The sequence below is a fragment of the Niameybacter massiliensis genome, from assembly GCF_001282685.1.
GTDB lineage: Bacteria > Bacillota > Clostridia > Lachnospirales > Cellulosilyticaceae > Holtiella > Holtiella tumoricola.
The window spans coordinates 1,291,503-1,315,716 of sequence record NZ_LN875035.1 but is presented as its reverse complement, the minus strand read 5'-3'; the positions used below and the strand labels follow the sequence as shown (position 1 = coordinate 1,315,716).

20 protein-coding genes are annotated in these 24,214 nt (G+C 33.6%); 16 read left to right on the top strand and 4 right to left on the bottom strand.

Annotation, left to right across the window (positions count from 1 at the left end):
- Nucleotides 1-96 precede the first annotated feature (96 nt).
- The 3 genes from BN2390_RS11720 to BN2390_RS11710 all read left to right on the top strand — a co-directional run bounded on the left by BN2390_RS11720 (nt 97) and on the right by BN2390_RS11710 (nt 2,826).
- Complete coding sequence (locus tag BN2390_RS11720) at nt 97-1,299, top strand: class I SAM-dependent rRNA methyltransferase (RefSeq protein WP_330373763.1); 1,203 nt, start codon at nt 97-99, stop codon at nt 1,297-1,299.
- A complete protein-coding gene (locus BN2390_RS11715) occupies nt 1,289-1,981 on the top strand; it encodes a pseudouridine synthase (protein ID WP_053986313.1) in 693 nt (230 codons plus the stop codon). The genes BN2390_RS11720 and BN2390_RS11715 overlap by 11 nt, the downstream gene beginning before the upstream one ends.
- Before the next feature lie 197 nt (nt 1,982-2,178).
- On the top strand, nt 2,179-2,826 hold the full coding sequence (locus tag BN2390_RS11710; protein WP_053984534.1) for a pentapeptide repeat-containing protein: 648 nt from the start codon (nt 2,179-2,181) through the stop codon (nt 2,824-2,826).
- Nucleotides 2,827-2,906: 80 nt separating this feature from the next.
- On the opposite strand, the gene BN2390_RS11705 is transcribed toward BN2390_RS11710, so the two are convergent.
- Entirely contained in the window at nt 2,907-3,623 is a 717-nt protein-coding gene (locus tag BN2390_RS11705) for a PHP domain-containing protein (protein WP_053984533.1), read from the bottom strand.
- A gap of 345 nt (nt 3,624-3,968) precedes the next feature.
- Between BN2390_RS11705 and BN2390_RS11700 the strand changes: the two genes are divergently transcribed.
- The 4 genes from BN2390_RS11700 (at nt 3,969) to BN2390_RS11685 (ending at nt 8,950) form a co-directional block, all read left to right on the top strand.
- Entirely contained in the window at nt 3,969-5,330 is a 1,362-nt protein-coding gene (locus tag BN2390_RS11700) for an MATE family efflux transporter (RefSeq protein ID WP_053984532.1), read from the top strand.
- Nucleotides 5,331-5,563: 233 nt separating this feature from the next.
- Nucleotides 5,564-6,922 (top strand): MATE family efflux transporter, encoded by a 1,359-nt coding sequence (locus tag BN2390_RS11695; protein WP_053984531.1) that lies wholly within the window; start codon nt 5,564-5,566, stop codon nt 6,920-6,922.
- Between the two features lie 280 nt (nt 6,923-7,202).
- Nucleotides 7,203-8,096: a DUF1266 domain-containing protein gene (locus BN2390_RS11690; RefSeq protein ID WP_053984530.1), complete on the top strand. Its 894-nt coding sequence runs from the start codon at nt 7,203-7,205 to the stop codon at nt 8,094-8,096.
- A 41-nt stretch (nt 8,097-8,137) separates the two neighbouring features.
- Nucleotides 8,138-8,950 carry a purine-nucleoside phosphorylase gene (locus tag BN2390_RS11685; RefSeq protein ID WP_053984529.1) on the top strand — a complete coding sequence of 271 codons (813 nt, stop codon included), beginning with the start codon at nt 8,138-8,140 and terminating at the stop codon, nt 8,948-8,950.
- Nucleotides 8,951-9,073: 123 nt separating this feature from the next.
- On the opposite strand, the gene BN2390_RS11680 is transcribed toward BN2390_RS11685, so the two are convergent.
- A complete protein-coding gene (locus BN2390_RS11680; RefSeq protein ID WP_053984528.1) occupies nt 9,074-10,390 on the bottom strand; it encodes a sensor histidine kinase in 1,317 nt (438 codons plus the stop codon).
- Nucleotides 10,387-11,100, bottom strand: coding sequence for a LytR/AlgR family response regulator transcription factor (locus tag BN2390_RS11675; RefSeq protein ID WP_053984527.1), 714 nt, complete (start codon nt 11,098-11,100; stop codon nt 10,387-10,389). Before BN2390_RS11675 ends, BN2390_RS11680 begins: the two co-directional genes overlap by 4 nt.
- 322 nt (nt 11,101-11,422) lie before the next feature.
- Between BN2390_RS11675 and BN2390_RS11670 the strand changes: the two genes are divergently transcribed.
- The 3 genes from BN2390_RS11670 to BN2390_RS21715 all read left to right on the top strand — a co-directional run bounded on the left by BN2390_RS11670 (nt 11,423) and on the right by BN2390_RS21715 (nt 14,602).
- The gene (locus tag BN2390_RS11670) at nt 11,423-12,874 is read left to right on the top strand and encodes an APC family permease (protein ID WP_053984526.1); all 1,452 of its coding nucleotides are present in this window, start codon (nt 11,423-11,425) and stop codon (nt 12,872-12,874) included.
- 21 nt (nt 12,875-12,895) lie between these two features.
- Nucleotides 12,896-14,137, top strand: a complete 1,242-nt coding sequence (locus tag BN2390_RS11665) for a metal-dependent hydrolase family protein (RefSeq protein WP_053984525.1) — start codon at nt 12,896-12,898, stop codon at nt 14,135-14,137.
- Between the two features lie 318 nt (nt 14,138-14,455).
- Entirely contained in the window at nt 14,456-14,602 is a 147-nt protein-coding gene (locus tag BN2390_RS21715) for a hypothetical protein (RefSeq protein WP_154668821.1), read from the top strand.
- A 57-nt stretch (nt 14,603-14,659) separates the two neighbouring features.
- Here the strand turns inward: BN2390_RS21715 and BN2390_RS11660 are convergent, their stop codons facing one another.
- A complete protein-coding gene (locus BN2390_RS11660) occupies nt 14,660-16,534 on the bottom strand; it encodes an alpha/beta hydrolase (protein ID WP_053984524.1) in 1,875 nt (624 codons plus the stop codon).
- Between the two features lie 162 nt (nt 16,535-16,696).
- Here BN2390_RS11660 and BN2390_RS11655 point away from each other — a divergent pair, with 162 nt between their 5' ends.
- The 6 genes from BN2390_RS11655 to BN2390_RS11630 all read left to right on the top strand — a co-directional run bounded on the left by BN2390_RS11655 (nt 16,697) and on the right by BN2390_RS11630 (nt 24,189).
- A complete protein-coding gene (locus BN2390_RS11655; protein ID WP_053984523.1) occupies nt 16,697-17,641 on the top strand; it encodes a helix-turn-helix transcriptional regulator in 945 nt (314 codons plus the stop codon).
- A 131-nt stretch (nt 17,642-17,772) separates the two neighbouring features.
- Nucleotides 17,773-18,201, top strand: a complete 429-nt coding sequence (locus tag BN2390_RS11650; RefSeq protein WP_053984522.1) for a hypothetical protein — start codon at nt 17,773-17,775, stop codon at nt 18,199-18,201.
- 198 nt (nt 18,202-18,399) lie between these two features.
- Nucleotides 18,400-19,992 (top strand): choice-of-anchor I family protein, encoded by a 1,593-nt coding sequence (locus tag BN2390_RS11645; RefSeq protein ID WP_053984521.1) that lies wholly within the window; start codon nt 18,400-18,402, stop codon nt 19,990-19,992.
- A 160-nt stretch (nt 19,993-20,152) separates the two neighbouring features.
- On the top strand, nt 20,153-20,527 hold the full coding sequence (locus BN2390_RS11640; protein ID WP_053984520.1) for a HEPN domain-containing protein: 375 nt from the start codon (nt 20,153-20,155) through the stop codon (nt 20,525-20,527).
- Between the two features lie 91 nt (nt 20,528-20,618).
- Entirely contained in the window at nt 20,619-22,370 is a 1,752-nt protein-coding gene (locus BN2390_RS11635) for an ABC transporter ATP-binding protein (protein WP_053984519.1), read from the top strand.
- Nucleotide 22,371: 1 nt separating this feature from the next.
- Entirely contained in the window at nt 22,372-24,189 is a 1,818-nt protein-coding gene (locus BN2390_RS11630; RefSeq protein WP_330373760.1) for an ABC transporter ATP-binding protein, read from the top strand.
- Nucleotides 24,190-24,214 lie beyond the last annotated feature (25 nt).

Below are 24,214 nucleotides of genomic sequence, written 5' to 3'. Positions count from 1 at the left end.
GTGTTGCGAGGATTTTGACGTTTTATGGGTGTATTTTATGATATAATAAGGGCAATAAATAGTGTAGATAATAATTTACCAAGTAAAAAGGATGACATGATGAGAAGAGAGACACCAATAAAAATTAAGGCAAACTTTGTTAAGGCAATTCAAAGAGGTAATCCTCTTATAGCAAAAGAAGCTATTATAAATATCAATCAGCTTAAAGAAGATGTAGTTCTCGTTAACTTATATGATGAGAAAAATAAGTTTCTTGCAAAGGGTTACTATGGCAAACAAAATAAAGGATATGGATGGGTACTTTCTTATAAAGAAAATGAAATAATTGATGAAGACTTTTTTGAGCATAAATTAGCGACAGCTTTTGAACTTAGAAAAGCATTGTACCAAGATCCTTCAACAACAGCTTTTCGCGTCTTTAATGGAGAAGGCGATGGCATAGGTGGGTTGATTATTGATTATTATGACGGTTACTACGTAGTAAGTTGGTACAATGAGGGCATTTATACTTTTAAAGAAATGATTATAGAGACTTTAATCAAAGTAGGAAACCCAAAAGCAATCTATCAGAAGAAACGTTTCAATGAAGGTGGACAATATATAGAAGAAAATGATTTTGTATGGGGAGAGGAACCTGAGTTTCCACTTATTGTGAAAGAAAATGATGTAAACTTTGCTGTTTATCTCAATGATGGTGCAATGGTAGGTGTATTTTTAGATCAACGCCCTGTAAGAAAGTTAATAAGAGATAAATATGCTAAAGGGAAAAGTGTACTTAATACTTTCTCCTATACAGGTGCATTCTCCATATTTGCAGCACTAGGTGGTGCCAAGACAACAAGTGTTGACCTTGCCAATAGAAGTTTAAGTAAGACAAGAGAACAGTTTGAAGTCAACGGTATTGACTATACAGAGCATCATATTATTGTAGAAGATGTCTTCAAATATTTTAAATATGCAGTGAAGAAACAATTGAAATTTGATATGGTTATTTTAGACCCACCAAGCTTTGCAAGATCTAAAAAATTCACTTTTAGTGCGTCAAAGGATTATAAAAATCTCTTAAAAGAGGCTATTGCTATCACTGAGACAAATGGGATTATTGTAGCATCTACTAACTGTAACTTATTTGATATGAATAAGTTTAAAGAGTTTATTAACCAAGCTTTTAAAGAAAGTGAATGTAGATACGAGTTGTTAGAAACATTTTCTTTACCAGAAGACTTCAAGACACTAGAGACCTTTAAAGAAGGTAACTACCTAAAGGTTGTATTTATTAAAAAGTGCTATGCGAATTAACAAGTTGTTAAGTAATAAAGGGATTTGCTCAAGAAAACAGGCTCATGCACTTATAGAAGCAAAACGAGTACTTGTCAATAATCAACTATGTATTCCGGGGCAATGGGTAGAAGAAGAGGATGAGATACGTATTGATCACGAATTGATTGTTGCAAGAGACAAAGTGTATATTTTATTAAACAAGCCAGTAGGGATTACTTGTACAGCAGACCCAGATGTAAAGGATAATATTATAAGTTTTGTCAATTATCCAGAGTATATATTTCCTGTAGGCAGGCTAGACAAGGATTCTCAGGGCTTAATTCTATTAACCAATGATGGTGACTTAGCCAATGAAATTTTAGACTCAGAAAATATTCATGAGAAGGAATACATTGTAAAGGTAGATAGAGCCTTTGATGAAGCCTTTGTAAAAGGCATGTCTGAAGGGGTAATGCTTAAAGGAGTCAAAACAAGACCTTGTAAAGTAAGAGCGATTACAGAAGATACCTTTAGTATCATCATGACCCAAGGCCTTAATAGACAAATACGTAAAATGAGTAAGGCTTTTGGCTATACGGTGGTACGACTAGAGCGTGTACGTATTCTGCATATAGGAATAGAAGATTTGGCCTATGGAAGCTGGAGAATGCTGACAAAAATGGAATTAGAAGAATTGAAAATGCTCAGTAGTAGCAGATAGACTAATTGATAGAATAGGACAATTTGTAATAGAAAGAATTATTAATTGCTATTACACTATACGTGTGATACTCTAATAGATAGAAAAGAAAAGTGATGTGATAAAAAACTCTTATATCTTTTGGTATAAGAGTTTTTTATATTGCAGAAGAAATCTAAGAGCGAACTGAAATACAGTTGCTCCAATAGGAGAAAAAAATGGCTATTAGTAAAAGATTAAATGATCAAATTAAGTATAGTAATAGAAAGAAAACAAATATGGACTTTAAGTCAAAAGATTTAAGAAGAAGTAATTGTTTCGGTTGTGATTTTTCATCTTCTAATTTTGATGAGACAAGTTTTAGAGGGGCGCAATTTAAGGCATGTAACTTTTCAGAGTGTACATTTGACTCAGCAGAAATTGTAGCTGCTAATTTAAAAAAATCCAGCTTCAGACAAGTTAAATTTGAAAACACGCTTTTTGATTCAGTTAACTTAGAAGGTGTAGATTTTGAAGGTGCAACTTTTAAAAATGTAATTTTTGTATCAACTGATATGAGCAAAGCTGTAAATCTAGAGTTAGCAAATCAAGATGTTAAAGTATTTGATGAAATGCCAGAATTAGCAATTAGTCTAGAACTTAAAAAAGCTGTTGAAGGACTTCTTAAAAATGAATTTGTAAAGTTTGCAAGAGTATTAGATACAAAAGATGGTAAAATTAGCTCAATTAGCCTTATGCGTTTATTAGAGAAATTTGATGAAGAAGTATTAATTGAAGGATTAAAAAAGATTAAGAAGAGCATAGATAAAGATTTCTGTACATTAAGTACAATTATTGAAGCTATAGAAGCATGTAAAACAGTATAATGAAATGAGGAATCCCCCACGAATTTGTAACAATTATGTTAGAAATCCGTGGGGGATTTTTGTAAGTCATCTAAATATCGTTAAGGTAATACAATACTGCCGCTTACATTAAATAAATAATCTCTTGATTTTAAAAGTTCTACAAGTTCAAAGGAGTCTTTTGGGAGCGCTTTAAAAAGCATAGCTCCTGCACCTTCATGGCCTAAATGATGAAAATCTGTTCCAGCGGTCTCAATAAAATGAGGGTGTTCTTTAGCGTATCTGGTAGCAAGTGCGATACCAGAATTGTGATGTGGATGGCAGTTGAAGGTTTCTACTCCATCCACGTAGTCGGCATCTTGAAGCTTGATGCCATCTCTAAAGGGATGAGCTTGTATAATGAGATTTTTATCATTTTTAAAGTTTTTATAGAAAGTTTTATAGTCGCTTTTTAAATAAGTAATGGCTTTTGCTACATCTCGTTCATCAATGCCATATACGAGATAGTCGTTTTCGTTTTCAGGGAAACGTATTTCAAGTCCTAGTAAAACATTTAACCCTAATTTTTCACCTTCAGACCTTGCTTCTTGATAATCTTTCAAATAGTAGGAAAGATGTTGTTCCAGGTCTTCGCTAGTGAGTAACTCAGCGATTAAGTGATTAGTGATGACTACGGCATCATATCCTTTATTTTTATAGCATTCAACTAATTGTTTGGGTGACACTTCACTACATGGACTTACAGGTGATGTATGGGCATGGAGTTCAACTTTGTATGGATAGGCTTTGGTTAATTCTTTGAGTTGCTCAATGTTCATATAGATTCCCTCTCTATTTTAATGGATAATTTTAAGTATCTTATAATAGCATTTTGAATGTATAAAGTTTGAGTAAAGTATAAGTTAAGTATAATTGTTTTAAACTAAAGTACAAGTATTTTATATGAGTGAGCAGAATATATACTAATAAGATTCATTAAAAGTAAAGAGGTGGAAGGGGAACTTGAGGAGATAGGAGAAGCGTTAGTAAAATTAGCAGCACATTATAAAGAAGTTGAAATAAAAAAATATTTTGTACAAGAATAGTATAAGAAAAGACATCGCCAAAAGATAATGAATGGGCTATAATGTAGGATGGTTTAAAAAAGTAAGGAGAGTATTAATATGACAAATGATATGACACAAGGCAAGCCTTTTAAGTTATTTATATGGTTTTCAATCCCATTACTTATTGGAAATGTCTTTCAACAACTTTACAGTATGGTAGATACCATTATTGTAGGGAAATTCTTAGGAGAAGAAGCGCTAGCAGCAGTAGGCTCAACAGGGTCTATGTTCTTCTTAGTTAATGGCTTTTTATTAGGACTTACCAGTGGGTTCTCCGTTATGGTTGCTCAACGGTTTGGTGCCAAGGATGAAGAGAGTGTAAAAAAAGCCATTGCTAGTAATATTACATTGACTGTAATTGTAACCTTTATCGTGACAGTGGTTATGCTTTTGTTAAAAACACCACTTTTAAAGCTTATGAATACACCAGATAATGTTTTTAACTATGCAAATACATATATTACGATTATTTATGCGGGAATCTTTACTCAGGCATTTTATAACATGTCTGCAGGGATTTTACGTGCCTTAGGTGATAGTAAAACACCACTTTATTTCCTTATTATAGCTTCTATAGTAAATATTGTATTAGACTTAGTATTTATTGTGAATTTAGATATGGGTGTAGCAGGCGCAGCTTATGCAACGAATATCGCTCAAGGGTTAGCAGCAGTACTCTGTCTTGTTTATAGTTATAGAAAATTCCATTTATTAAAACTCAAAAAAGAAGATTTTAAAGTACCGGCAAGTTACTACCGTACACATTTTTGTATTGGACTTCCAATGGCATTACAGTTTTCTATTACAGCCATTGGGGTTATGACACTTCAGAGTGCGATTAATATTTTTGGATCAAGTGTTATGGCTGCCTATACAGCAGCATCCAAAGTTATTCAGCTCGTTATGCAACCAGTAGTAACTTATGGTGTATCTACAGCAACATTCGTAGGACAAAATCTAGGAGCAGGATTATATCATCGTATTCGTGAAGGGGTCAGAACGATTACCTTTATATCTATTGGTACAAGTATACTAGCAAGTGCCGTACTATTTATTTTTGGTAAAACACTTGTAGCATTCTTCCTTGACAACCCTAGTCAAGAAGTAATAGGTTATGCAACTCAAGTTTTAAACTATGCAGGGATATTCTTTATACCTTTAGGACTTATTTTCGTTTACCGAAATGCCCTTCAAGCCATGGGACAGTCCTTTATACCGATGATGGCGGGGATGCTTGAACTGGTAGCTCGTGCAGTTGTTGCCTACACATTGCCAACTCTTATTGGCTTTACAGGGATCTGTTTAGCAGACCCGGCAGCATGGATTGCAGCAGCCACACCACTTATCATTGTTTACTTTATTAAAATGCGTAAAGTAGAGCAGAGAATGGCTGTAGAGGGTAATACAAAAATATTATAGTCTTAGCTATTAATCAATTATTTTAAAGACATAACAAGATATCCTAAGGATAGAAGACCTAAATAAAAAATAAGAAAAATTCTTCCACATAATGAAATAGATGTGGAGGAATTTTTTTTGTAAACTTTAAGTAGAATATACTTAATGGAATGATTTAAAGAGAAATTTATATCGTCAAAAGACAAGGAATAGATTATAATGAAGGATGTTTAAAAAGTAAGGAGAGCATTAATATGACAAATGATATGACACAAGGCAAGCCTTTTAAGTTATTTATATGGTTTTCAATCCCATTACTTATTGGAAATGTCTTTCAACAACTTTATAGTATGGTAGATACCATCATTGTAGGGAAATTTTTAGGAGAAGAGGCATTAGCAGCAGTAGGCTCAACAGGCTCGATGTTCTTCTTGGTTAATGGATTTTTATTGGGACTGACCAGTGGGTTTTCGGTTATGGTTGCTCAACGGTTTGGCGCAAAAGATGAGGATAGTGTAAAAAAAGCAATTGCGAGTAATATAACACTTACAGTCATTCTCACCATTGTAGTAACAATAGTGATGCTAGCTTTAAAAACACCACTTTTAAAGCTTATGAATACACCCGAGAATGTATTTGGATATGCAGATACGTATATTACGATTATCTATGCGGGGATTTTTACACAATCATTTTATAATATGTCTGCAGGGATTTTACGCGCGCTAGGGGATAGTAAAACACCTTTGTATTTCTTGATTTTAGCTTCTGTTGTAAACATTGTTTTAGACTTGGTTTTTATTGTAAACTTTGATATGGGAGTAGCAGGAGCGGCCCATGCGACCAATATCGCTCAAGGTTTAGCAGCAATACTTTGTCTTGTCTATAGTTATAAGAAGTTCCATTTATTAAAACTCAAAAAAGAAGATTTCAAAGTGCCAGCAAGTTACTACCGCACACATTTTTGTATTGGACTTCCTATGGCATTACAGTTTTCTATCACAGCCATTGGAATTATGACCCTTCAAAGTGCCATCAATATTTTTGGATCAAGTGTTATGGCAGCTTACATAGCGGCATCCAAGGTCATTCAGTTAGTCATGCAGCCATTAGTCACATATGGCGTGTCCACAGCTACATTTGTAGGACAAAATCTAGGTGCAGGACTATATCATCGTATTCGTGAAGGTGTTAAGACAATAACTTTTATATCTATTATTACCAGTATACTATCAAGTAGTGTATTACTTCTTTTTGGAAAGTCACTTATAGGCTTATTCCTTGAGAATCCTAGCCAAGAGGTAATAGGTTATGCAAGTCAAGTCTTAAACTATGCGGCAGCATTCTTTATACCACTAGGACTTATCTTTGTTTATCGTAATGCACTTCAAGGTATGGGAGAATCCTTTATACCGATGATGGCAGGTGTATTTGAGCTAGTGGCACGTGCAGTGGTTGCTTACACTTTACCAGCAGTTATTGGCTTCGTGGGAATTTGTTTAGCGGACCCTGCCGCTTGGATTGCCGCTGCTGTACCTCTTGTTATCGTCTACTTTATGAAGATGCGTAAGATAGAGCAGGAGATGGATAAAGAAGATGAAATAAGAATATAGTCGACTAAGTAATAAAAGTAAGCTCGTAAGTTATTAAATAATAACTTACGAGCTTTTTGTAAGGTATTTTATTTGAAAATTTAGTTATGAAAAAAAGTTAAGTGGTAAAAAGGCTAAAAATTTTTAATGTAGAATGATATATTGAAAAGTAAAAAAATAATATTTAAAAATATTGTATTAGAGTATATAATTTGTAGGGGTATATTATAAATAGACCTATAAATAAAATTAATAGTAGATAAATCCTATTATTAATTGATGAATAGAAAGGAATATGAGTATGTATGGAAAAACATTTAAACAACATGTAGGGAGGACAATCCTCTCAGCTATCATTGTAGCAATTTTATTTTGTGTTAGACCGTTTTTTGCAGCTATTGGAGGAGACAAACTTATTAATCTAGTTATTGGCGTGTTCTTAATTGTACTTATTATTAATTGTGTAAGATGGATAGCTGTAGTGTGTGTAAAATTTATTTGGAAAGCAAGTTCTATTTCATATGAAAAAGCACTCAACAGAAATATTCATTTTAAATGTACAGATAAAACCACTCAATTTTTAGTTAAAGTTGGCGCATTATATTCGATTACTGAGGCTAACATAGATAAACATAATCAAGAAGAAAAAAGTAAAAAAGGATTTATCAATTGCTTAGAAGTACGAGATTATGAAAGTAAAGATGAAAAAGAAACAATTCTTGCTTCACTTGGAGCGAGTTGGGAGATAGAAGATAAAAAAGGTCTCTTTGAAACAGTACAACAGTTAATGGATCAAAACAATTTTACAACTACTGAATTTAATATAAAACAAAATCAATGGTTTGAAAAAATATTAAAGAAAAATCATCTACAATTTGATAGTATCAAAGATAAGAAAAGCTCAAAGCATATAGCTGCTTTTAACCTTCAACGAGCAATTTTATTATTAAGGGAAGCACTGACGTGTGATTTAATAAGTATAGAAGAGTTTGATAGATTTAAAGAAGAACTTTATAGCCTCATTAACGAGGAGTTTAAATCAATAGAAGAGTTTATTATAGATTATTTAATTGGTGTATGCTATTTTTACGAAAACAAAGTAGTCTTTGGACCTGTAAGTATAAATGAGAGAGCTAATGGTATTAGAGTGTTAATTGAAAATGATTATTTTAATAAAGATTTAAATACTATATAATAAGGTAAATCTAATAAACCAACTTCAAGGAGGCTTTTAATATGTACGATAAAGTTATGGAATCAGTACAATATGTTCAATCAAAAGTAAGCAATCAACCTAAAATAGCTGTTATCTTAGGATCAGGTCTTGGTGATCTTGTAAATATCGTAGAAGATATTAAGAGCATAGATTACTCAGATATCCCTAATTTTCCTCAATCTACAGTAGAAGGTCATGCAGGGAAATTAGCGTTTGGTAAGATTAATGGTGTAGAGGTTCTTCTTATGCAAGGGCGCTTCCATTATTATGAAGGCTATACAATGAAAGAAGTTACTTATCCAGTTTATATGATGAAACAGCTTGGTGTTGAAAAAATTATCGTAACAAATGCCTGTGGTGGAATCAATACAGAGTTTAGCCCAGGTACATTAATGCTGATTACAGATTTTATCAATTTAATGGGTGATAATCCACTTATGGGTAAAAATGATGAACGTTTTGGCCCAAGATTCCCAGATATGTCTGAGCCTTATAAATTAGATCTTATTGCAAAGGCTAAAGAAGTTGCAACGCAATTAGGCATTGAATACAAAGAAGGTGTTTATGCAGGATTTATGGGACCTTACTATGAAACAGCTGCTGAGATTAGAGCGTATGGTGGTATGGGAGCAGATGCCATTGGTATGTCTACTGTTCCAGAAACAATTGTTGCTAACTACTTAGGTATGGATGTACTTGGTATATCATGTATTACCAACATGGCAACAGGGATCCAACAATGTAAACACTCTCACCAACGTGTTGTGGAAACAGCGCAAAAAGCTTCTGTCAACTTATGCAAATGGGTTGAAGAGATGATTGCTGTTATCTAATTTGAAGATAAGCCTATAATAATAAAAAGATAATAAGCCACCCTAAGAATGATCTTTGATAGTATAAAGATTATTCTTAGGGTGGCTTGTATTTTGGAGTAAGTCTTAAGGTGTAAGTAACTTCTAAGCATTAGAATCTAATCCAAGCAGTGTAGAAACAGTGAAAATTTCATCAGTATAGCAAATGTCCATTTCTCCATGATATTTATTAACAACTTTATGGATGTTAGAGAGTCCTATACCACATATGTATTGTCCCTTTTTTACAGTGTGATAAATGTTGTTGGTCACATTAACGATACCATCAAAGGAGTTAGCAACACGAATATATAACATTTCTTTTTTTGTACATATATCCAAGGTTATAAAACGTTCTTCGGAAGAACCTTCCATTCGATTACAGGCTTCTAATGCATTATCAAGGAGATTTCCTAAAAGAATACATAGGTCTAGGTTATTAATAGGGAGTGTAGGAGGGAGAATTGCATTCACTTGACAGGTGATATTATGGCTAGACATTTTTGACAGGCTTTGATTAAGAATAATATCTACCATTACATTCCCACTTTGTACAGGAGAGGAAAGATGAGTACTTTTTGCATAGAGATCAGTAATATAATCTTTTGCCTCATCGTAGTGATCACTCTCTAACATAGACTGGATACATCCTAGATGATTTTTCATATCATGACGCATAGAGGCGATTTCTTTTTGGGAATCCTCTAATTTACTATAGTATTGCTCTTGAATGTGCATAAGATTTTCCATCAGTGCAGATTTTTCACTACTTTCTTTAATCACAACAGTTTTATCCAATAGGTAAAAAAGTGCGAGGGAAGTAAAAAATAATAAACATCCTATTTCAAAATAAAACGTAAGATTAAATACTGTTAGACGATGTAGAAAAAGCCTAGTTGCTAAAAAAAGGACAGCTGCAGGAAAGATACAAATAATAATACTATAAGTGATTAAATTATTTTTAAGCCTTAAATGACGACAATAAATAATAATACGCACACAAATTAAAAAGAATATACAAGCTATAATTTCAGCTTTAGCATTTAAAATCATCTGACTAGGCAGTATAGAAAGTGTAAGATTATGGGTTAATGTAGCGACAAGGACACCAAAGATCTTACAGGAGTAATTGAGCATAACAAACAATGAAGATGCAATAATCTTAATTTCAGTACTATCCATAAAGAAGATTGTAGCGATAATGCTTGTAAAGATGAAATAGTAAATAGCAGTAGAAAATAAAGGACAGCCTATAAAGTATGTAATCATTTGAAAAATAAAATAGCCAAATAATCCTACAAAGTACTTTTCAAAAATAAGGGTATTTTTATTTAAAAAAGATACCAAAAGTTGATGTAGGATGATGGTTTCAGCTATAGATAAAAAGAAATAGGTGAAAAAGTCTTGAAGCGTAATGGTCATAAAGCATACTCCATATACTCTAAAAGCTGTTTGGCAACTTCTTTTCTTTTATGTTTACTTAATAAAATCTCTTTTTTATTTTCTAATATAATTGATTCCTTAAAAATATTCGAAACATGTTTTAAATTAACAATATAGCTTTTGTGTGTACGTACAAACCCTACATTTTTAAGTTGTTCTTCAACCTCACTGATTTTGCCTGTAAAAGTAAAGGTTCCGTCTTTAGCTATTAAATAAATAGTACGTATATTGGACTCAAAGTAATAAATATTGTCTAGTGCGATTTTATTTAATCCATCTTCGTTCGTAAATATAAAATACTTTTTGTTATGTCTTGAAATTTTAAAAAGAGTTTCTTTTATTAAGTTAAGAAACTCTTCTTTATTAACAGGTTTGATAAGATAACGTAGTGCATTGACTTTGTATCCGTCAATAGCATATTCTACAGAAGACGTAAGAATGATAATGGGAACTTCAGGATCATATTGACGAATAATACGGGCGGTTTCAATACCATCTATAGGTTCCATACACATATCTAAAACGATAAGGTCAAAGCGTCGGCCGTTCTTACTCATTTCTGCAAGTTCTATTCCATTATTTATGTATATATCTTCAATTTGCCAATGTTCCTTTTTTAACTCATGTATATATTCAGATGTTAGCTCTAAGTCATATGAATTATCATCACATAAGGCAATATAAAACACAGTAACCCCTCCCCAAATGTAAGATCAACTCTATCAGTCGTTATATGATAGGAATTTTACAACATATTTTTGTAATTTACAATACAAATCAGGAAGAATCTGATAAAGTAAGTGCTCATGTGCATTTAAAAGAAAATCCCGATTTTGACATCAAAAGTCTACTTTATGTAACTTCTGTTGAAATAAAAAAAAGAAAGAGTAGACTATAGTCACGAGTAAAAATACACAAAAATATAAAAAGAAAAAGACCTTTTGTAAGTGTGTTTTTACTAATAAATTTAGTGATTTAAAATAAAATATTTGTAGGGGAGGATATGAAACGATGGAAAAGATAAAGCCATCAGAAGGTGTAGGCATGAAAAAAACGCTTTCACTATGGAATTTTTTTACTATAGGATTTGGGGCGATTATCGGTACAGGATGGGTTTTATTAGTTGGTGACTGGATGATTATTGGCGGAGGTCCTGTAGCCGCAATGATTGCATTTCTTATTGGAGCAATTTTCTTACTACCAATAGGAGCCGTATTTGGAGAATTAACAGCAGCTATTCCTATTTCAGGGGGAATCGTAGAGTATGTAGACCGAACTTTTGGAAGTAATGCTTCTTATATTACAGGTTGGTTGCTAGCGCTAGGAAATGGTATTCTTTGCCCTTGGGAAGCTATTGCAATCTCTACATTAGTCTCAGACATGTTTGGAGAATTTTTCCCTATTTTACGTTCGGTTAAGCTATATACCATTCTTGGGGCAGATGTATACTTATTCCCAACGATTATAGCACTTTGTTTTGCAGGGTATGTTATTTGGTTGAACTTTAAAGGAGCATCTTCTGCAGCTAAATTACAAGCGTTTCTTACTAAAGCATTATTATGCGGTATGGTATTAGCAATGGGAATCTCTTTTATTAAAGGTGGACCTAGCAATATTACACCAATATTTGCACAAGTAGATGGAGCGACTTCAAGTACAACAGCAACCAGTTTATTTGCAGGGATTATTTCTGTATTAGTTATGACACCTTTCTTCTATGCGGGATTTGATACCATTCCACAACAAGCAGAAGAAGCAGCAGAAGGATTGGATTGGAATAGATTTGGCAAGATTATAGGGCTTGCTCTACTCGCAGCTGGTGGATTTTATATGGTTTGTATTTATTCATTTGGTACCATTATTCCTTGGTCAGACTTTGTACAAAACACAGTACCAGCACTTGCTTGTTTAAAAGGTATTAACATGATTTTATATATTGTGATGCTTTGTATCGCAACACTCGGGCCAATGGGGCCTATGAATTCTTTCTACGGCGCAACAACACGTATTCTACTTGCAATGGGACGTAAAAAACAATTACCAGAGTCTTTTGCAAAGGTAGATCCTGAAAAGGGCACACCAACTACAGCCAATTATTTAATTGCAGCACTTACCATTCTTGGGCCATTCCTTGGTAAGAAAATGTTAGTGCCATTAACTAATGTTTCAGCGCTTGCATTTATATTCTCATGTACAATGGTAAGTTTTGCTTGCTTAAGAATGAGAAAAACAGAACCAGATCTTCCAAGACCTTATAAAGTACCAGGTGGAAAGATTGGTATTGGGGCAGCTTGTTTATGTGGTTCTCTTATCGTAGCACTTATGGTTATTCCAGCAAGTCCAGCAGCATTAAATGCTGTAGAATGGATTATTGTTTTAGGCTGGATTGCAATTGGTATAGTACTTAAGCTTATTTCAACTAAGAAAAGAAGTAGCTCTAATGGCTATTCTTTAAATAAATAAAATAAATTTAGGGGGTCAACAATGAAAAAAATAGCATTTGTAAATGGTCTTTTAATTGATGGTACAGGTAAAGCACCTATTAAAAATTCTTTAGTATTAATAGAAGATAAGAAAATAGAATATGCAGGAGAAATGAAAGCCTTTGGAGATGACTATAAAAAGGTAGATATTGCTGGTAAAACGATTATGCCAGGATTAATTGATACACATCTTCATTTTAGCGGAAACTTGACAGATGATGATAGTGATTGGGTACTAGAAGATCCTATTCAAAAAACAGTTGTTGCTGTACAACAAGCAAAAGAATGTTTAGAAAGAGGATTAACTACTGTTGGTGAAATCTCACGTTCAGGGTTACATATCCGTAATATGGTTGAAGCTGGGGTTATGAAAGGACCTCGTATTGTAGGAACAGGATTAGGCTTTGCACGTACTTGTGGACATGGTGATTCACATAGATTACCATCTTGGTATAATGACCAATCTCATCCATGGGCAGAACGTGTAGATGGTCCTTGGGATTTACGTAAAGCAGTAAGAAGAAGACTCAGAGAAAGCCCAGATGCTATCAAAATTTGGTCAACAGGTGGCGGTATCTGGAGATGGGATAAAAAATTAGATCAACATTATACATTGGAAGAAATTCAAGCAGTTGTAGATGAATGTAACATGGTAGGCATTCCAGTATGGTCACATGCAGAAGGTTATGGCGGTGCCTTAGATTCTGCTAAAGCTGGTGTACATCTTATTATCCATGGTCAAACTTTAAATGATGAATGTCTAGACATTATGGCTGAAAAAGGAATCTACTTCTGCCCAACTATTCAGTTCTTAAATGAATGGTTCAAAACTTATGCACCTCCTTATATCCCAGAAGTACATGATCAATATGAAGGTGCAACAGTAGCAGAAAAAGAACTTAATCGTGTGTATGCAAACTTAAGAAAAGCAAAAGGCAAAGGTATTGGGCTTACCATTGGTTCTGACTCTTTCTGTTCTAGCTTAACACCTTATGGTATTACAGCTATTGGTGAGATGTATTCATTCGTAGAAAAAGCAGGTATTTCAGAAATGGATACACTTGTTGCAGCAACTAAAGTAGGGGCTGAAATGTTAAATGTAGGTGATATTACAGGAACAGTTGAAGCAGGTAAATTCGCAGATATTTTGGTTATTAATGGAAATCCTCTAGAAAATATTCGTGCCATTGATGTAGACAACATGGAAATGATTATGAAAGAAGGAGACTTTATAAAAAAATAATTTATAAAGAAGAGAGTGTACTTTAGTTATAGTTTAAAAATAAATAAATAAATTTAGAAGATTAGAATGAGATTTATCATGAGCAGACATAGATATTGTACTGCATAAAGTACTTAGAAACTTTAAAAGATAAGCCATTCTAATCTTTTTTTGATACCCAATAATGGACGACTATATCGTTAGAAGAGAGAAAGAGGTGTATAAGTTGAGCTAGTAGTTGATAGAAATGAACTTATCTTCTACTTATTTGCGCTAGACGTAAATAGCATAACAACTACTATGTGGGCGATTATAATTGGTTTAGGGGGAGTAATTATTTTGCTAACACGTAATTTACAACTTATTACTGTTAAAAAAGCAAATTATATTAGAAATATTGATGGAGAAGTTCATCCACTGCTTTTGAAACATCATAGGGAAAGGGATAAGAAAACAAGGAGCATTAAAAGTAAAAGTCAGCTATGAACATTTTATAGTTCATAGCTGACTTTTTGATTAGATACTATGGTGTACCTCGTTATATTAGCCCATAAACATAAAAGTATGGCATGTGAAAACTGAAGATACTTGCATGTATGCTAGTAAACATCCAACTGTAATTCCTGGAATATAAGGATTGTTACAGTGCTTGAAAATACGACGTAGTACGATAATAGCTACAGGAAAGACAGGAATAGCATTAATAGTATAAGTAAATGTAAATGGTGAACCAAATACATTTGGTTTGAATCCAGTCTTAGCGAATAGGTAGTAGCCAATAAATGTAATAACAAAGGCAGGAATAATGTTCATAAAAGCAAAGAATAAATCATTTGCCCATGTTGGTTCAGTACCTATTTTTGCATAGTAAGCAGAATTGATTGCAATACTTGCTGCAATACCAAATACTAAGTAGAATGGCAAATAGGTGAAGAATAAGTATAAGTGGTCGAATCGCATATCACGCATACCCCATAGGTAGAAACGTAAATCCATTTGGAATACATAAGCTGCAATATAAACGATGATGATAACAACTATAAAACCAATAATTGCAAGTAAGATAGATTTTAAAAGGTCTTTAAAGTTGATTTTAACCCCCCATCCTGTAAGCGTTTCACCTTGCTTTTTACCATAGAGATAGTAAGAGCCAAAAGATGTAATCAACATGAATAAACCATTAGCACATGCCCAAAGAGCATAAGTATTAGATACTTGTTGTGGTAATTGATTGGTTACAAAGTAGCCAAAGCCTTTGTTGAAGATGAGTGAAATACTCAAGAAGGCAAAACCACAGTTAGCAAGTGTTAATACCCAGAACCATATCTTACCTGTTTTGTTTGGAGCAGGGCGTAATGCTTTTGCATCAGAAGAGCGTAAGCTATTGAAGAATTTTGTTTTTGTTAAAGTATTAATAGTAAAGATACAAATTCCAATTGCGCCCAATAAAGCAAGTATAGAAGCTATACTAAATACTTTCCAGACTTGCATAGCACCTAGTTTATAGTTTGGTGCTACAAACACTTCTTGGAAGAAGTCAACAACAGCCGCTACACCACCGCTACCACCTTGTGGCAAGGGATGAATTTCATCTGCTTTATTGATGCGACGAATGACTTGTTTGCCGTCCATGTTAGTTGCATATGTATGGCCAGGAATAACTTCCTTACCTTCAAAGAGAGAAGGTGCTTGTCCAAAACTTACAAAAGATTTAGCTTCATCTGTACTTAAAAATTGTTGTGCAGATGTTGGTCCTTGTTCTGTCATAGTACTAAAATATACATGGTCAAGGGTAGTATAGTAAAGGCCTACACTACGGTCACCGTATACATTTATCCAGTTACCTTCAGAATCTTTGAATGTAGGGTTACTTGCTACAAGGTATGCTGCAGAGATAAGTGGAGTTTCACTTTCATTATCTAGAGTAATACAAAGATTAGTGGCATTTCCTCCCATAGAGTGACCAGCCACACCTATTTGAGTTTTATCAACATAATCTAGGGTAGCAACGTAACGTACTCCAGCGTATACACCATATCCATCGGCATTTGGATCAGCAAAGTAAGTAAATTCGGGTGCAATATCTGAGCCACCATGATTTAACATATCAGGTGTTACAACTACAAAGCCACGGCGTGCCAGTTCTGTAGCATATTGAGAATAGCACTCTTTAGTGGTAGAAAGTCCATGAGCAAAAACAATAGCAGGTGCTTTGCTTTCTGAAGTAGCAGTTTTTGGACTATAAACACGTAGGCTTATATTATGTCCAGAACGAGTCTGTACAGTTGTTGTTTCAATTTTAATCTTCCCAAAATCACTTAGAACAAGATGTGCGGTAATTAGACACATAAAGGTAAATACAATAGAAAGTGTTAATCCGTGTTTAAATCGTTTTTTTTGATTTGATTTAGTGTTCATATAAGTGTTCCCCCTTCAGTTTGAAAATAAATCAATTCATACATTTGTGTTGCTTTTATATGATTGTGTAATGTATTATAAATAAAAAAAGACTAATTAACTATGATAAATTTGTTTAATATATATGATAATCTTGTTGTGATAAAAAAGGAAGGAGCATCTATGAAACATGAACTTGAAGTTATTCACCATCCAAACATAAAAAACATGAAAATATTTTTGTTAGACGTAGCATATCGTGCACCTCACTTCCATCCAGAAACAGAAATTTTACTTGTCATAAAAGGAGAACCATGGGTGGTGATTAATCATGAAAAATATCAATTTCAACCAGGTGACATTATTATTTTAAATGGGAATGTAGGGCATGAGATTATTTCAAGAGAGCAATGTACAACTTTCTTATGTTTACAACTTTTGCCTGAGTACTTTGAGGGATATTTTCCAAATATGAAACATGTCATTTTTTCTGATCATTGTTCCTATAGAATCAAGCATTACTTTCTTATTTTAACTTTTTTAGGATTAGGAAAAATCTATTTTCAAAAACCAACCTATTATGAAATACAATGTGCTAGTTTTGTAAATATCATATATTTTGATTTATTAAGTAAATATGCACATTATGAGATTAGTGAGAAGGAATATCTTTTAACATGTAAGAAAAGTAAGCGTTTAAATCGAATTATTAATTACATCGAAGAACATTACTCAGAGAAAATAAATCTTCAAGATATTGCCAAGCAAGAAGGACTTTCGATATCTTTTTTATCACACTTTATAAAAGATAATATTAACTATAGTTTCCAAGAGTACCTAACTTTGGTGCGCTTTAACCACGCGAGGCAGCTAATTTTAACCACTAATATGAAACTTGTAGATGTATGTTATCAATGTGGATTTTCGGATTATAGGTATTTGAACCAAGCATTTGCTAAGTATTGTGGGTGTACGCCTAAAGAATATAAGAATCAAGCGAGGAGCATTATTGCTGTAAAACAAGGAAGAAGAGATTCACTTGAATCTTATTATTCAGATGAAGAAACAATTAAAATCATTGATGGAGCTATTTTAGAATATAAAAAGCTTTTGGTATTACAGGAATAAATGAGATAATCAGGTGATAGATACTTCAAGATAGAAGAATGTAGAGTTTATAATCCTATAGATTAATACATACATTACAAAGTAACTGTCAACACTAAATATGTTTAGCATATGAGGAGGACGGTTGAAATATGGACATACAAGGTGAGAAATTTATATTAGATTATTTATCAATTTATTATTTTTATGAGGAAGATGCATTTCGTAGTATGAGACAAGATGCAGAAAAGATCTTGGCACATATTGAAGAATACAGCCGTTATCAAGAAGGCGACATAGCTTTTACAAAAAGTAAATTTGGTAGTATTACAGAAAGTCATACACAAAAGGATGTAGAGGTGGTCATTCCTGCGGAAGGAGATACCGTATGGTTTCAAGGAGAGAAGAGACATCTAGATTTAAAATTTAAAATGGAAGTTAAGAATCTAGAAGACCATGCCCGTATTGCTACAAGACTTATTGAAGAAGGGCAGTCTGTCTCTTGCTTAATGTATATTGATTATAAGCAAGACCAAGCGTTTTTAGAAGCATTGAATAAACTTAAAGAGCGACAAATATGAGATAGAGTATAAATAATAGGCATCATAAGCCGCCTTAGAACAATCTTATCCTATTTAGGATATAAAGATTGCACTAGGGTGGCTTATTACTATATATGAGAAAAATTGGGATTAACATAAATTTTACATGAATTTAAGCTGTCCCTAATGCATGATAAGTAAAATAAATGAAAAATGAATGATTTGAAGGAGAAAGATATGAAACTTATTAAAAAATCACTGGCGATCCTTATGATGGCTCAATGTTTGGTAACACCTATTTTTGCCACAACAGTAGATAGAGGATTAACATTAGAAGCTATTGGGAACTATGCAACAGGCTATCAAAGTGAAGATGGTGGTATAGCAGAAATTATAAAATTTAATCCAGATAATAATAAGTTTTATCTTATTAACGGAAAGACAAGTACAATAGAGATTGTTTCATTAGAGAGCGTCTTAGACCAAGCTAAGACAGCTGAAAAACAAGAGATTAATTTAGAAGAAGCCATTAAAGAAGTTGGTTTTCAATATGGAGATATTACAAGCATTGCTATTCAAGCAGATAGAGATTTAGTAGCAGTAGCTGTACAACATAAGGAATACAATAAAAATGGTAAAGTTGTTGTCCTTGACTATGAGGGAAAGATTCTTAAGATTTTTGAGGCAGGCGTTCAACCAGATATGGTGACATTTACACCAGATGGTAAATATATTTTAGCAGCTAATGAAGGTGAACCACGCAATGGGTATGGAAAAGATGTAGAAGACCCAGAAGGTTCTATAACAATTATCGATTTAAGTAATGGACTTGAAAAGGCAACAAGTGAAGCTATTACTTTCAGAGATTACGATACCCAAAGAGCGCTTCTTTTAGAGAATCAAGTCCTTTTAAAAGAAGGTGCAAAACCATCAGAAGATCTAGAACCAGAATATATTACAGTATCTTCAGATAGCAAGAAGGCTTATGTAGCACTACAAGAAGCAAATGCCATTGCGACTATTGATCTTGCAACAAGAAAAGTAGAATCTGTAAAAGGATTAGGATTTAAGGATTTTAGTGATCCTAAAAATGCGTTAGACATGGTGAAGGATGGGAAAATTGATATTGTGACACAAAATGCATTGGGTGTATATATGCCAGATGGTATTGCTGCTTATGAAGTAGACGGTAAAACTTATGTTGTAACTGCTAATGAAGGTGATGCAAGAGAATATACTACAGAGGAAATGGATCACATTAAAGAAGAGAATCAATACAACAATGTGAAAAAAATTGAAGTTGCTGTAACAGATAAAGGTAAGGCAATCAAAACAGAATGTCTTGATAACAAGGTTGTAGAAGGATTAGATGCAAATCAAAACTATTTATTTGGAGCAAGGTCTTTTTCTATATGGGATGCAGAGACAATGACACAAGTATTTGATAGTGGGAGTGATTTTGAAGAAATTATAGCTAAAGTCTTACCAGAATATTTCAATACAACAAATAAAGAAGTAGAACTTGATAATCGTAGTGGTAAAAAAGGACCAGAAGCAGAAGATGTTAAAGTAGGAGAAATTGATGGGAGATTTTATGCTTTTGTGGGCCTTGAAAGAATAGGTGGCATTATGGTATATGATATTACAAATCCATACAATGCAAAATACCAAAGTTATATTAATACAAGAGATTTTACGCAACCAATAGGTGGAGATAGCGCACCAGAAGGTATCGAGTTTGTACCACAAAATGTAAGTCCAACAGGCAAAGCTCTTGTGCTTGTAGCCAATGAAGTAAGTGGTACAGTAAGTATTTTAGAAGTGCAATAGTACATATAAATATTCATAGAATAAAAAGAAAGCTGATTCTGTTTTAATACAGAAATCAGCTCTTTTTAATTGAATTTAGAATAAAAGAAGATAACTGTTTATCCCCTTATAAAAAAGGATATAATCTTCTAATATATAATTCTAAAGTAGGTGATAACATATGACAGGTATGTTGGTTTTAGCAAGGCGGAATTTGAAGTTTTTAAATAGAGAAATGGAATATTTGAATGAAGGGGTAAATGAAGACGATTTAGTCAATGCATGTTTTCATACGCATATGATTATAGAGTTAGCACTTAAGCATTTATTAGAGGTTAACGGTCTCCCCTCTAACTTTACACATCAGTTAAAAACACTTATTAAAATGTGTAAAGGTTATGAGCTACCGATCCCAGAGGAAGTAACCACTCATTATATTGAGATGAAAGATTGGGATACAGAGACGTTATATAATATTCATTTTGAAGGTGATTTTGAAATTGTACAAGCATTGCACCCAGTCTTAAATAAATGGCTAAAAGAATTAGAGAAATGAATAGAGTAAAATTTGAAACTAAATTCTAAATTGTGATAGAATAATAAACATGCGAATAATAATATGACAGCCGTGAAGGAGGGAGACAACAATGCAAAAAATTTTATCGTATTATTTGAAACCTTATTATTTTCGTATGAGTATAGGTTTTATCATCAAGTTTGTAGGTTCTATTATGGACCTTTGTTTACCATGGATATTGGCTTATATGATTGATACAATTATTCCTATTCAGGATAAGAGTAAAATTTATTTATGGGGGCTCATGATGATTGTATGCTCCTTTTTAGCTGTTTCTTTTAACATTATTGCTAATAGGATGGCATCTAAAGTGGCGAGTGAGGCAACAGAGCATATTAGAAATGATTTGTTTAAGAAGGTAATGTACTTATCAGATGCTTATATTGATACGTATACCAAGCCTTCACTGATGTCTAGGCTAACAACAGATACCTATAATGTGCATCAGATGATAGGACGAATGCAGCGCTTAGGGGTAAGGGCACCAATCCTTTTAATAGGAGGAATCATTGTAACTTTAACATTAGATCCAGTACTTGCTTGTGTACTTATTATTACGTTACCATTTTTAGTATGGATTATGCTAAAGGTATCTAAAAGAAGTATTCCGATGTACACTCAGTTACAACAATCCATTGATCATTTTGTAAGAATTGTTAGAGAAGATATTAGTGGGATTCGTGTCATTAAGGCACTGTCAAAGGAAGACTACGAAAAGAAACGTTTTGAGAAAATTAATGATGAAGTGGTAGCACAAGAACAAAAAGCTGGAATGGTCATGGCAATTATTGACCCAAGTGTAAGTGTCATTATGAACTTAGCCTTAGTAGGTGTATTGATTGTAGGGGCTTTTAGAGTGGATAGTGGCTTAAGTGAAGTAGGGAAAATCTTAGCTTTTATGACCTATTTTACAATTATCCTAAATGCGATGATTTCTATATCTAAGATGTTTATCATTCTTTCAAAAGCTATTGCTTCAGCGAACCGTATTGATACCATTTTAGCATTAGAGGATGATATGGAAGTTATAGAAGTTCTAAAGGACTATGAAGATCAAAATATTGATGCAGACAAGGCTGTAAATGAGGGGTATCATATAGTATTTGAGAAGGTTTCCTTTGCCTATAACAAAGGTGAAGAAGAGGACTTAAAGGATATTAGTTTTTACATAAAACCGGGAGAGACATTAGGAATCTTGGGTGGAACAGGTGCAGGAAAGAGTACAATCGTCAGTCTCCTTTTACGTTTTTACGATGTAAAGGAAGGGCGTATTTTAATAGATGGAAGGGATATCAGAAGTATTCCACTTCGAGAGTTACGAAGTAAGTTTGGTGTCGCTTTTCAAAATGATATGATTTTTGAAGATACAATCTTAGAAAATTTAAATCTTGGGAGAAATCTAAGTGAAGAGCAAATACAAGAAGCATTGCTTTATGCAAGAGCAAAGGAATTTGTAGAGCAGAAAGCGAATAATTTAGAAGAATCTCTAGATATTAAAGGAGCTAATTTAAGTGGTGGACAGAAGCAAAGAATTCTTATTGCAAGAGCATTGGCAGCCCATCCAGAAATCCTTATCCTTGATGATTCATCTAGTGCATTAGATTATCAAACAGATGCTATGTTGCGCCAGGAACTAAGTAGCCACTTTAAGCGTACCACTAAGATTGTTGTAGCCCAAAGGGTAAGCTCTATCATGCAAGCAGACCATATTATTGTTTTAGAAGAAGGACGAATGATAGGTTATGGTAGACATGACGAACTAATGACACAATGTGATTCCTATAGACAGATTAGTGCATCGCAAATGGGAGGTGTAGCTTAAGATGAGTCAACGTGGATTTGTAGGAGAATTAGCAGGAGGCAAAAATATTAAAGGGCAAAAGGCTATGAATCAAGCAAAAGATAAAAAAGCAACATTGATTAGGCTAACCCTTTATTTGATGCAATATAAATGGTTATTGCTCATTGCATTTATTCTAACAGTAGGAAGCAACTTACTGGCACTTATTGGACCTATGCTTTCAGGCTATGCCGTAGATGCCATAGTGGGTGTTGGAAAAGTACAGTTTAATAAAGTTTTTTATTATGCAGGATGGATGATAGTGTTTTATCTAGTATCAAGTATGCTTTCTTATTGGTTATCTGTTTTAATGATTACCATCAGTAAGAAGGTAGTAAAACGTATGAGAAAAGATGTATTTGATAAGCTGTTACAACTACCAGTCGGGTATTTTGATACAAGGCAAACAGGGGATATTATCAGTCGTATTACTTATGATATTGATACGATTAATGGTTCTTTATCTAGTGATCTGATTCAGATGCTGACTACACTCATTACTGTAACAGGTGCACTTTCAATGATGCTGGTAATTTCTAAAAGCTTAGTATTAGTCTTTTGTTTTACAGTACCTTTATCTATAGGCATTACAAAGTTTATTACCAGTAAGACCAGACCACTCTTTAGAGAGCGATCAGCAAAGCTTGGATTACTTAATGGCTTTACAGAGGAGATGGTATCTGGACAAAAAACATTAAAAGCCTATACTCAAGAGGAGAATGTACTGGCTAAGTTTGGTAAGAAGAATAAAGAGGCAGTAGATGCTTATTATAAAGCCGATTACTATGGTGGAATGACAGGACCATGTGTTAACTTTATCAATAACTTATCCTTATCTCTTATCAGTGTATTTGGAGCTATGTTATTTTTAGCTGGTAAGATGACAATTGGTAATATATCTTCTTTTATTCTCTACTCTAGAAAGTTTTCTGGGCCTATTAATGAGGCTGCTAATATTGTGAGTGAGCTCCAATCGTCTCTAGCTGCAACAGAACGAATCTTTAGTTTGCTAGATGAGTTCAATGAAATAGAAGATCATGAAGGGGCTATAGCTCTTGGAAGTGAAGAAAAGGTACAAGGGAAAGTAGAGCTTAGCCACGTTCAGTTTGGGTATGAAGAAGGAAAAACTATTATTCATGACCTCTCCTTAAAGGTAGAACCAGGTAAGTTAATTGCCATTGTAGGTCCTACAGGAGCTGGGAAGACGACACTCATTAATCTTTTGATGCGTCTTTATGACATTCAAGGTGGCAAGATTTTGGTAGATGATCATTTAAGTACAGACCTGACCCGTGAGAGTCTTAGAAAATCTTTTGCTATGGTATTACAAGATACTTGGTTATTCCATGGAACGATTTATGACAATCTTGCTTATGGCAAAGAAGGTGCAACAAGAGAAGAAGTTATGGAAGCCGCAAAAGCTGTTAAGATTCATTCATTTATTAAAAGACTACCTAAAGGGTATGATACAGTCATTAGTGATGAAGGGGCTAATATTTCAAAAGGGCAGAAGCAGCTTCTAACTATTGCTAGAGCGATGTTATTAGATGCACCTATGCTCATCTTAGATGAGGCAACTTCTAATGTAGATACAAGAACGGAAATTCAAATAGGGCAGGCTATGCGAAAATTAATGGAGAATAAAACGTGCTTTGTCATTGCCCATCGCCTTTCGACGATTCAAAATGCAGATACTATTTTAGTTGTAAGAGAAGGGAATGTAGTAGAGCAAGGCACACATGAAAGCCTAATGGCACAAAGAGGATTTTATTGTTCACTATATGAAGCTCAGTTTGCTTAATATTAAGACATAAATTCTAATGATT

What these genes read in the sequence shown, in the direction of transcription:
- BN2390_RS11720 (WP_330373763.1), top strand. Translation starts at nt 97, where the DNA reads ATGATGAGAAGAGAGACACCAATAAAAATTAAGGCAAACTTTGTTAAG.
- BN2390_RS11715 (WP_053986313.1), top strand. Translation starts at nt 1,289, where the DNA reads ATGCGAATTAACAAGTTGTTAAGTAATAAAGGGATTTGCTCAAGAAAA.
- BN2390_RS11710 (WP_053984534.1), top strand. Translation starts at nt 2,179, where the DNA reads ATGGCTATTAGTAAAAGATTAAATGATCAAATTAAGTATAGTAATAGA.
- BN2390_RS11705 (WP_053984533.1), bottom strand. Translation starts at nt 3,623, where the DNA reads ATGAACATTGAGCAACTCAAAGAATTAACCAAAGCCTATCCATACAAA.
- BN2390_RS11700 (WP_053984532.1), top strand. Translation starts at nt 3,969, where the DNA reads ATGACAAATGATATGACACAAGGCAAGCCTTTTAAGTTATTTATATGG.
- BN2390_RS11695 (WP_053984531.1), top strand. Translation starts at nt 5,564, where the DNA reads ATGACAAATGATATGACACAAGGCAAGCCTTTTAAGTTATTTATATGG.
- BN2390_RS11690 (WP_053984530.1), top strand. Translation starts at nt 7,203, where the DNA reads ATGTATGGAAAAACATTTAAACAACATGTAGGGAGGACAATCCTCTCA.
- BN2390_RS11685 (WP_053984529.1), top strand. Translation starts at nt 8,138, where the DNA reads ATGTACGATAAAGTTATGGAATCAGTACAATATGTTCAATCAAAAGTA.
- BN2390_RS11680 (WP_053984528.1), bottom strand. Translation starts at nt 10,390, where the DNA reads ATGACCATTACGCTTCAAGACTTTTTCACCTATTTCTTTTTATCTATA.
- BN2390_RS11670 (WP_053984526.1), top strand. Translation starts at nt 11,423, where the DNA reads ATGGAAAAGATAAAGCCATCAGAAGGTGTAGGCATGAAAAAAACGCTT.
- BN2390_RS11665 (WP_053984525.1), top strand. Translation starts at nt 12,896, where the DNA reads ATGAAAAAAATAGCATTTGTAAATGGTCTTTTAATTGATGGTACAGGT.
- BN2390_RS11660 (WP_053984524.1), bottom strand. Translation starts at nt 16,534, where the DNA reads ATGAACACTAAATCAAATCAAAAAAAACGATTTAAACACGGATTAACA.
- BN2390_RS11655 (WP_053984523.1), top strand. Translation starts at nt 16,697, where the DNA reads ATGAAACATGAACTTGAAGTTATTCACCATCCAAACATAAAAAACATG.
- BN2390_RS11650 (WP_053984522.1), top strand. Translation starts at nt 17,773, where the DNA reads ATGGACATACAAGGTGAGAAATTTATATTAGATTATTTATCAATTTAT.
- BN2390_RS11645 (WP_053984521.1), top strand. Translation starts at nt 18,400, where the DNA reads ATGAAACTTATTAAAAAATCACTGGCGATCCTTATGATGGCTCAATGT.
- BN2390_RS11640 (WP_053984520.1), top strand. Translation starts at nt 20,153, where the DNA reads ATGACAGGTATGTTGGTTTTAGCAAGGCGGAATTTGAAGTTTTTAAAT.
- BN2390_RS11635 (WP_053984519.1), top strand. Translation starts at nt 20,619, where the DNA reads ATGCAAAAAATTTTATCGTATTATTTGAAACCTTATTATTTTCGTATG.
- BN2390_RS11630 (WP_330373760.1), top strand. Translation starts at nt 22,372, where the DNA reads ATGAGTCAACGTGGATTTGTAGGAGAATTAGCAGGAGGCAAAAATATT.